We start from the raw sequence: 8,733 nt of genomic DNA on the forward strand, positions 1-8,733 counted from the left end.
CCCCGTATGACCAAGGGTGAGCGCACCCGTGCCCGCATCCTCGCCGCCGCGGAGCGGGTGTTCGCCGAGCTCGGCTTCCACGACGCGTCGATAGTGAAGATCACGGAGGCGGCAGGCGTCGGGCAGGGCACGTTCTACCTGTACTTCGCCTCCAAGATCGAGGTCTTCGACGAGGTGGTCGAGGACCTGAACCGCCGCGTGCGGCACGCCATGATCGCGGCCTCCTCGCAGGCGATCGGCCGGATCGAGGCGGAGCGGGCGGGCTTCCGGGCGTTCTTCCAGTTCACGGCCGAGCACCCGGCGCTCTACCGGATCGTGCGGCAGGCCGAGTTCGTGTCACCGGGTGCGCTGCGGATGCACTACACGCGGATCGTGGAGGGCTATCGCGACGGGCTCGCGCGAGCGCAGCTGGCAGGCGAGGTCGGCGACATCGACCCGGAGGTCGCCGCATGGGCGCTCATGGGGATCGGCGAGATCGTGGGGATGCGGTGGGTCCTGTGGGGTCCGGACGTAGCGCCGGGCGGCCCGACGTCGGCGGTCCCGCCCGAGGTGTTCGACGAGGCGATGAAGTTCATCGAGCGGGCGCTGGCGCCCGGCCGGGAGGCGCGGCCATGAGCACCGTCGACCAGGTGGAGGCCACCGGCTCGCACACCTACGCGACGTACGACGTGGCCGTCGCCGGCGGCGCCCTGCGCGTCGGCGTCTGGGAGCCGACGGCGCCCGTGGCGACCGGTCCGGACGGCGCGCCCCTGCCCGCCGTCGTGCTCGTGCACGGCATCACCGCCTCGCACCGCGCCTGGCCCGCCGTCGCCGCTGCCCTGCCGGGACGTCGCGTCATCGCCCCCGACCTGCGCGGCCGGGGGCGCAGCAACGGGCTGCCCGGGCCGTACGGGATGGCCGCGCACGCCGACGACGTAGCGGCGGTGATCCGGGAGCTCGTCGGGGGCCCGGCCATCGTCGTCGGGCACTCGATGGGCGGGTTCGTGTCGCTGGTGCTCACCCACCGGTATCCCGGGCTGGTGGCGCGCCTGGTGCTGGTCGACGGCGGCCTGCCGATCCCGCTGCCGCCCGGCGTCCCGCCCGGTGCGTCGCCGGAGGAGGTGGTGCAGGTGCTGCTCGGGCCGGCCATCGAGCGGCTGACCCAGACGTTCCCGAGTGCCGAGGCGTACCGGGAGTTCTGGCGGTCGCATCCAGCCTTCTCGCGGTGGACGCCCGTGGTGGAGCAGTACGTCGACTACGACCTGGCCGAGTTCGGACCGGACCTGCGGCCGGCCGCGTCGCCGGACGCCGTCGCCCAGGACTCCGCGGACTCCGCCACCGGTGACGCCCTGCCCGGAGCGCTCGCGTGGGCCGCGGAGACCGGCCTGCCCATCACGTTCCTGCGCGCGCCGCGTGGCCTGCTCGACCAGCCGGGCGGGATGTACCCGGCCGAGACGGTCGCGGAGTGGGCGGGCCGGCTGCCGCGTCTCGCGGCGAGCGAGGTGGCGGGCGTGAACCACTACACGATCATCATGGCGGAGCCGGGCATCTCGGCGGTCGCCGCCGCGGTGGGCTGATCTGGGCGGTCTGAGCGGTCTGAGCGGTCTGGGCGGTCTGGGAGCAGCACTCGCCCACCGGCCTGCCCGGCGGGGTGCAGACTTGGTTGCGCGCGGGCTCGGCGAGTGCAGACACCGTTGCGGATACAGATCCTGTACCCGCAACCAACTCTGCACTCGGAAGTTGAGGCCGCGACCAAGTCTGCACTCGGCGCGGCACCGGTGTTGTCGCTGGTGTGTACACCGCCAGTTGCTGCGCTGCGCGCGGGCATCCGTCCACAGGCGGGTGCACGAGTGTTATGTGTCGGAACCCTTGCGATCAGAGACGATCGCTCCGATCACGCAGATCACCGCGATCGACACGCAACCGACGCCCAGGTTCGCCCACGGCCCCGGACTATCGCTGTAGGCGCGGACGATGCCGAGGACTGACAGGACGAGTCCAGGTACAGCGAAGGCGATTCCTGCCACTCGAAGTGCTCTGATCATTGCCGGCTCCAGCAAACGGGGGAGGTCGAAACCACGTATATCCGGATCCCGTGCCCCACGGGTGCGGAGGGTGGTTCGGTTGTCGGAACCGTACCGTCGGCGGGGCGTTGACTGCAGACTTGGTTGCGCGCGGGCTCGGCGAGTGCAGACATCGTTGCGGATACAGATCCTGTACCCGCAACCGACTCTGCACTCGGAAGGTGAGGCGGCGACCAAGTCTGCACTCGGCGGCGGGCGGCGGCGGGCGGCCGGGTTTCGGGGCAGCCGGTCAGGTGCCGAGCATCCGGTCCCGCTGGCGGGACATCTCCTCCGACAGTGCCTGCACGACGGCGGCCACCGCCGGCCTGCGCCAGGACTCGCTGCGGACCACCGCCCAGTAGGGCAGGCGCTCGGTCACGTCGTCGGGCAGCAGGCGCACCAGGTCGTCGTGCCGGTCGGCCATGAAGCAGGGCAGGAACCCGAGGCCCGCCCCGGCGCGCGTGGCCTCCACGTGCACGAACACGTTGGTCGAGGCCAGTGCGTCCCGCATGCCGGGTACGAGACGGCGCGGCGCGTCGAGGTCGTTCACCTGCAGCATGGAGTCGACGAAGTAGACCAGCCCGTGCTCGGACATCTCGGCGACGGTGGTCGGCGTGCCGTGCCGCGTGAGGTAGTCGCGCGCGCCGTACATGCCGAGCACGTACTCGCCCAGGCGCACGGCCTTCGCCCGCTGCACGCTCGGTTGCCCGACGACGACGTCGACGTCGACCCCCGAGCGGTGGTGCGTCGCCACCCGGGTGACCGTGACGAGCTCGACGGACAGCTCGGGGTGGGCGCCCCGCAGCCGGGCGATCGCGGGGGAGGCGACGTACGCGCTGAAGCCGTCGGTCGCCGTCATCCGCACGACGCCGGTGACGGGGTCGGCCTCGGTGTCACCGGCCACGAGCCGGTCGACGGCGTCTGACACCGCCTCGCCCGCCCGGGCCGCGCGGCGGCCGAGCGACGTGAGCTCCCAGCCGTCCGCGCCGCGCACCAGGAGACGCCCGCCGAGGGCGCGCTCCAGCGCGGTGACGTTGCGGGCGACGGTGGTGTGGTTGACGCCGAGCGCCTGCGCCGCCGTCGTGTACCGGCCGGTGCGGGCCACCTCGAGCAGCACCAGGAGCTGGTCGGCGACCTGGCCGGCCGGCGGGTCGTTGCGGGCTGGCATGCAGCGACGCTACCAAGCCGCGGGCTCCCGAGTGTGCATTCGTGCACACGGCGTCTGCCCAACTCGTCATTGCCCCGCACAGTGCTCCGCGGGAACACTCTGGCGAGTCACAGTGGAGGCCGTGCGGAGCGCACCGGCCTGCCACTCCCCGTGTCAGAGTCGGCACCAAGGAGCAGCATGTCTGCACAGCAGAACACCGGAGCGCCGGACGACCGGTCGCTGATCCGGCGCATCGTCGCCGACCTCGACGCGGCGGACCAGGCGCGCGAGCGGGCGCTCGCGGAGGGCCGGTCGTGAGCCGCGCCCTGGAGGGCCGCCGGGCACTCGTGACCGGCGGCGCGAGCGGCATCGGCGCCGCGTGCGCCCGGGAGCTCGCGGCGCGCGGCGCGCACGTGACCGTGGCCGACGTGGACGGCGCCGGCGCCAAGGCCGTCGCAGAGGAGGTCGGCGGCGAGGTCTGGGTGGTGGACCTGTCCGACACCCGGTCGCTCGACGGCCACGAGCTGGACACCGACGTGCTGGTGAACAACGCGGGCATCCAGCGGGTCAGCGCCATCCAGGACTTCGTGCCGGACGACTTCAGGCTGGTCCACCGGATCATGCTGGAGGCCCCGTTCCTGCTGGTCCGTGCGGCGCTGCCCGGCATGTACGAGCGGGGCTGGGGCCGGATCGTCAACATCTCCTCCGTGCACGGGCTGGTCGCGTCGCCGTTCAAGTCGGCTTACGTCTCGGCCAAGCATGGGCTGGAAGGGCTGTCGAAGGTGACGGCCCTCGAGGGCGGCGAGCACGGCGTCACGAGCGTCTGCGTCAACCCCGGATACGTGCGCACCCCGCTCGTGGAGAAGCAGATCGCCGAGCAAGCGAGGGCGCACGGCATCCCGGAGTCAGAGGTGATGGCTAAGGTCATGCTCGCGGAGTCAGCAGTGAAGCGGCTCGTGGAACCCCACGAGGTCGCCTCGCTGGTCGGTTGGCTCACCGGGCCGGACGGGGCGATGGTGTCCGGCGGCTCGTGGACGATGGACGGCGGATGGAGCGCGCGATGACGAAGGGTGCAGTGGAGGGTACGGGCCGAGGAACGAGGCACGTGCCCGGAACGGAACACGAGGAATCGCGCCAGGAGGTACTGCGATGACGAAGGCTGCAGCGGAGGGTACGGACCGATGACGAAGGATGCAGTGACCAAGACCAGGAACCCGTTCGCCGCTGCCATGCGCCCGGTGAACGCCGTCGTGGAGCGGTTCATCCCGAGCGCGCTGGTGTTCGCCGTGCTGCTGACGTTCGTCGTGGCGGCGCTCGCGCTCCTGCTGACCGACGCCGGGCCCACCGCCGTGCTCACCGGCTGGGGCGACGGGCTGTCGGGGCTGCTCGCGTTCATGACCCAGATGGCGCTCGTCCTGCTGCTTGGGCACATGCTCGCCAACACGCGGCTGGTGCGTCGCGGGCTGGCCCTGGTCGCCGCGCTGCCACGGAGCCCGGTGCAGGCGTACGTGTTCGTGGCGGTCCTCGCCTCGGCGCTGTCGCTGGTGCAGTGGGGGCTCGGACTGGTGGCCGGCGGCCTGCTCGCCCGGGAGGTGGCGGCCCAGATGCGGGCCAAGGGCGTACGCGTGCACTTCCCGCTGCTGGTCGCCGCAGGGTTCTCCGGCTTCGTCGTCTGGCACATGGGATACACCGGGTCGGGTCCGCTGACGGCGGCGACCGCCGACTCGTTCGTCGTAGAGCAGCTGGGGGAGACGATCCCCGTCTCCGCGACCACGTTCGCGCCGTGGAACCTGATCGCGGCAGTGGTCACGGTGGTCGTGGTCGCCGGGGCGCTCGCCCTGGTGGCCCCGCGCGGGAACGACCGCGTGGTCGAGCTCGAGGTCGACGCGCGCGCCGCAGAGGTCGAGATCGAGCAGCCGGTGACTCCGGCTGACCGCCTCGACGCGAGCCGGGTCCTGACCACCCTGACAGGCCTTGGCCTCGTCGCCTACCTGGTCGTCTACTTCGCCGACGGCGGCACGCCGACCCTCGACATCGTGAACTGGACGTTCCTCGCGCTCGTGCTCCTCCTGGTGCGGAGCCCGTTCGAGGTCGCCGCGCTGGTCAAGAACGCCGCGGCCAACGTCGGCGACATCCTCCTGCAGTTCCCGCTGTACGCGGGAATCCTCGGGATCATGGCGTCGACCGGTCTCATCCAGATCTTCAGCGACGCGATCGTCAGCGTCTCGACGCCGCAGACGTTCGGGGCGCTGGCGTTCGTCGCGGCGGGCGTCGTGAACTTCTTCGTGCCGTCGGGCGGCGGGCAGTTCGCCGTCCAGGCGCCGATCCTGCTCGACGCCGCCACCCAGCTCGGCGTCGACCCGGCGGTCGCGATCATGGCCGTGGCGTACGGCGACCAGTGGACCAACATGATCCAGCCGTTCTGGGCGCTCCCGCTGCTGGCTATCGCCGGCTTGAAGGTGCGCGACATCCTGGGATACACCACGGTGACACTGCTGGCCTCGGGGATCGTGTTCGCGGCGACCCTGCTGATCGTCGGGCCCGGGGCCTGACCTGATCCCGATCGGAATGGAGTCAATGATGACCGAAGCGACAAGCAGCGGGTTCGACAAGGTGGTCGCGAGCGCGGCCGACGCGGTAGCCGACATACCTGACGGCGCGTCCCTGGCCGTGGGCGGGTTCGGCCTCTGCGGCAATCCGATAGCGCTGATCGAGGCGCTGCTGGCGCAGGGCACGACGGGCCTGTCCGTGGTGAGCAACAACTGCGGCGTCGACGACTGGGGGCTCGGCGTGCTGCTGAACGCCCAGCGGATCCGCAAGATGACCAGCTCGTACGTGGGGGAGAACAAGGAGTTCGAGCGCCAGTTCCTCTCGGGCGAGCTCGAGCTGGAGCTCACCCCGCAGGGCACCCTCGCCGAGAAGCTCCGCGCCGGTGGCGCGGGCATCGCGGCCTTCTTCACGCGCACGGGTGTAGGCACCCAGGTGGCCGACGGCGGTCTCCCGCGCAAGTACGACGGCGCCGGTGGCATCGTGATCGCGTCGCCCGCCAAGGAGGTGCGCACGTTCACGACCGCCGCCGGCGACCCCGCCGAGTACGTGCTGGAGGACTCGATCAGCACCGACTTCGCGCTGGTGCACGCCCTGCGCGGCGACCGGCACGGGAACCTGGTGTTCAACAAGTCGGCCCGCAACTTCTCACCCCTCGCGGCGATGGCGGGGCGCGTGTGCATCGCCCAGGTCGAAGAGCTTGTCGAGCCGGGGGAGATCGACCCGGACACTGTGCACCTGCCTGGCGTGTACGTGCACCGGGTGGTGCACGTCGGCACCGACATCGAGAAGCGGATCGAGCGGCGCACGGTGTCCGCGCAGCAGACGGTGACGGCTGCCCAGGCGCCCGCCACGGCGTCGTCGGGCACCGCCGCGCCGACCAAGAAGGAGGCCTGAACCATGGCACTGACCCGACAGGAGATGGCCGCGCGCGCCGCACGCGAGCTGACCGACGGCATGTACGTGAACCTGGGCATCGGGCTGCCGACGCTCGTGCCGAACTACGTGCCGGAGGGCCGGCACCTGGTGCTGCAGTCGGAGAACGGGATCCTCGGCGTGGGGCCGTACCCCACGGAGGACAAGGTCGACCCCGACCTGATCAACGCGGGCAAGGAGACGGTGACGCTGCTGCCCGGCTCGTCGATCTTCGACTCCGCGACGTCGTTCGGGATGATCCGCGGCGGCAAGATCGACGCCGCGATCCTTGGTGGCATGCAGGTGTCGGCCACGGGCGACCTGGCCAACTGGATGATCCCGGGCAAGATGGTCAAGGGCATGGGCGGCGCCATGGACCTGGTGCACGGCGCGGGCCGCGTGATCATCCTGATGGAGCACGTGGCGCGCGACGGGTCGCCGAAGATCCTGCGCACCTGCTCGCTGCCGCTGACCGGCAAGGGTGTGGTGGACCGGATCATCACCGACCTGGCGGTGCTCGACGTGACCCCGTCCGGCCTGGTCCTGCGGGAGCTCGCGCCGGGGGTCACGGCCGACGAGGTCATCGAGAAGACGGAGCCGGAGCTGACGGTGGAGCTCGTCGAGCCGATGCTGTGAGGGCTGTGGAGCACACGACGCCGGGGGATACGCTGAGAACGACGGCCAAAGGAGGTCTCATGACTGACCCGAGCACCACTCCGGGAGGCGCCACAAGCGCAGCACCGGGTGCGGAGAACGGCGCTGACAAGAACGGCGCTGATGATGTAGTGATCGTCTCGGCGGCACGGACGCCGCAGGGACGACTGAAGGGATCGCTGGCCACGCTGAGCGCCGTCGAGCTGGGCGCCGTGGCGGCGCGCCGCGCCCTGGAGGGCGCGGGGCCGCTGGCCGCCGAGGTCGACAAGGTGGTCTTCGGCCAGGTGATCCAGGCCGGCGCGGGGCAGAACCCCGCCCGCCAGACGGCGGTCGCCGCCGGCGTCTCCTGGGAGGTGCAGGCGGTCACGGTGAACAAGGTCTGCCTCTCGGGGCTGACGGCGATCATCGACGGCGCGCGGCTGCTGCGCACGGGCGAGGCCGCCGTGGTGCTCGTCGGTGGCCAGGAGTCGATGACGAACGCACCGCACCTGCTGCCGGGGTCCCGGTTCGGGTTCGGCTACGGTCCCGCGGAGCTGCTGGACGCGACGGCGCACGACGCCCTGACCGACGCGTTCGACGACGTCTCCATGGGTATCTCGACGGAGGACCACAACTCCGGCTCGGTGTTCGTGTCCCGCCAGGAGCAGGACGCGATAGCCGCTGCCTCGCACCAGCGCGCCGCGGCCGCGGCGAAGAACGGGGTGTTCGAGGCGGAGCTCGCGCCGGTGTCGGTGCCGCAGCGCCGTGGCGAGCCGGTCGACGTGCGCACCGACGAGGGCGTCCGGCCCGACACGACGCCCGAGTCCCTCGCGAGGCTGCGCCCGGCGTTCGCGGGCGAGGGGACGCTCACGGCGGGTAACTCGTCGCAGATCTCCGACGGCGCCGCCGCGCTCGTGCTCACGACGCGCGGCCGTGCGGAGTCAGCAGGGGTCCCCGTGCTCGCGACGGTCCGCGCGCACGGTCAGGTGGCCGGTCCGGACAACTCGCTGCACTCCCAGCCTGCCCGGGCGATCGCCCAGGCCCTGGAGCGGCAGGGGTGGACGGCCGACGACCTCGACGTCGTCGAGATCAACGAGGCGTTCGCCGTGGTCGTCGGGGTGTCCGCGAAGGCGCTGGGCGTTCCGCTGGACCGCGTCAACGTGCACGGCGGCGGGATCGCGCTGGGACACCCCGTCGGGGCGTCCGGAGCACGCATCGCCGTGCACGCCGCGCACGAGCTGACGCGGCGCGGGGGCGGCCGGGCCGCCGTCGGGCTGTGCGGTGGCGGAGGCCAGGGCGAGGCGCTCCTCCTGGAGTTCTGAGGACTTCCGCTGGCCTTCGCTGGTCGAGCTTGTCGAGACCCGGTCAAGACAATCACGACCCCCCCGGGACGAACCGCCGGGGGAAGCCCCGGTGACCACCCGGCCCCAACGGGAAAACCGGGGGGGT

General features: G+C 71.8%; 8 protein-coding genes. 7 read left to right on the forward strand and 1 reads right to left on the reverse strand.

Going from position 1 to position 8,733, the window contains the following annotated elements:
- The first annotated feature begins 6 nt into the window (after window positions 1–6).
- Together AB0F40_RS19130 and AB0F40_RS19135 are read left to right on the forward strand one after the other, a co-directional pair.
- Window positions 7–615: a TetR/AcrR family transcriptional regulator gene (locus tag AB0F40_RS19130; protein WP_357471042.1), complete on the forward strand. Its 609-nt coding sequence runs from the start codon at window positions 7–9 to the stop codon at window positions 613–615.
- Window positions 612–1,556 (forward strand): alpha/beta hydrolase, encoded by a 945-nt coding sequence (locus tag AB0F40_RS19135; protein WP_357471018.1) that lies wholly within the window; start codon window positions 612–614, stop codon window positions 1,554–1,556. Before AB0F40_RS19130 ends, AB0F40_RS19135 begins: the two co-directional genes overlap by 4 nt.
- Window positions 1,557–2,292: 736 nt before the next feature.
- On the opposite strand, the gene AB0F40_RS19140 is transcribed toward AB0F40_RS19135, so the two are convergent.
- On the reverse strand, window positions 2,293–3,210 hold the full coding sequence (locus AB0F40_RS19140; protein WP_357471021.1) for a LysR family transcriptional regulator: 918 nt from the start codon (window positions 3,208–3,210) through the stop codon (window positions 2,293–2,295).
- 293 nt (window positions 3,211–3,503) lie between these two features.
- On the opposite strand from AB0F40_RS19140, the gene AB0F40_RS19145 reads away from it, so the two are divergent.
- The 5 genes from AB0F40_RS19145 to AB0F40_RS19165 all read left to right on the forward strand — a co-directional run bounded on the left by AB0F40_RS19145 (window position 3,504) and on the right by AB0F40_RS19165 (window position 8,606).
- The gene (locus AB0F40_RS19145; RefSeq protein ID WP_357471024.1) at window positions 3,504–4,253 is read left to right on the forward strand and encodes a 3-hydroxybutyrate dehydrogenase; all 750 of its coding nucleotides are present in this window, start codon (window positions 3,504–3,506) and stop codon (window positions 4,251–4,253) included.
- A gap of 117 nt (window positions 4,254–4,370) precedes the next feature.
- Complete coding sequence (locus tag AB0F40_RS19150; protein ID WP_357471027.1) at window positions 4,371–5,741, forward strand: TIGR00366 family protein; 1,371 nt, start codon at window positions 4,371–4,373, stop codon at window positions 5,739–5,741.
- 25 nt (window positions 5,742–5,766) lie between these two features.
- Window positions 5,767–6,633 (forward strand): CoA transferase subunit A, encoded by an 867-nt coding sequence (locus AB0F40_RS19155; protein ID WP_357471030.1) that lies wholly within the window; start codon window positions 5,767–5,769, stop codon window positions 6,631–6,633.
- A 3-nt stretch (window positions 6,634–6,636) separates the two neighbouring features.
- A complete protein-coding gene (locus AB0F40_RS19160) occupies window positions 6,637–7,287 on the forward strand; it encodes a CoA transferase subunit B (protein WP_357471033.1) in 651 nt (216 codons plus the stop codon).
- A gap of 59 nt (window positions 7,288–7,346) precedes the next feature.
- Window positions 7,347–8,606, forward strand: a complete 1,260-nt coding sequence (locus AB0F40_RS19165) for an acetyl-CoA C-acyltransferase (protein WP_357471036.1) — start codon at window positions 7,347–7,349, stop codon at window positions 8,604–8,606.
- The last annotated feature ends 127 nt before the right edge of the window (window positions 8,607–8,733 follow it).

This window comes from Promicromonospora sp. NPDC023987 (assembly GCF_040639055.1).
Classification (GTDB): Bacteria; Actinomycetota; Actinomycetes; order Actinomycetales; family Cellulomonadaceae; genus Promicromonospora.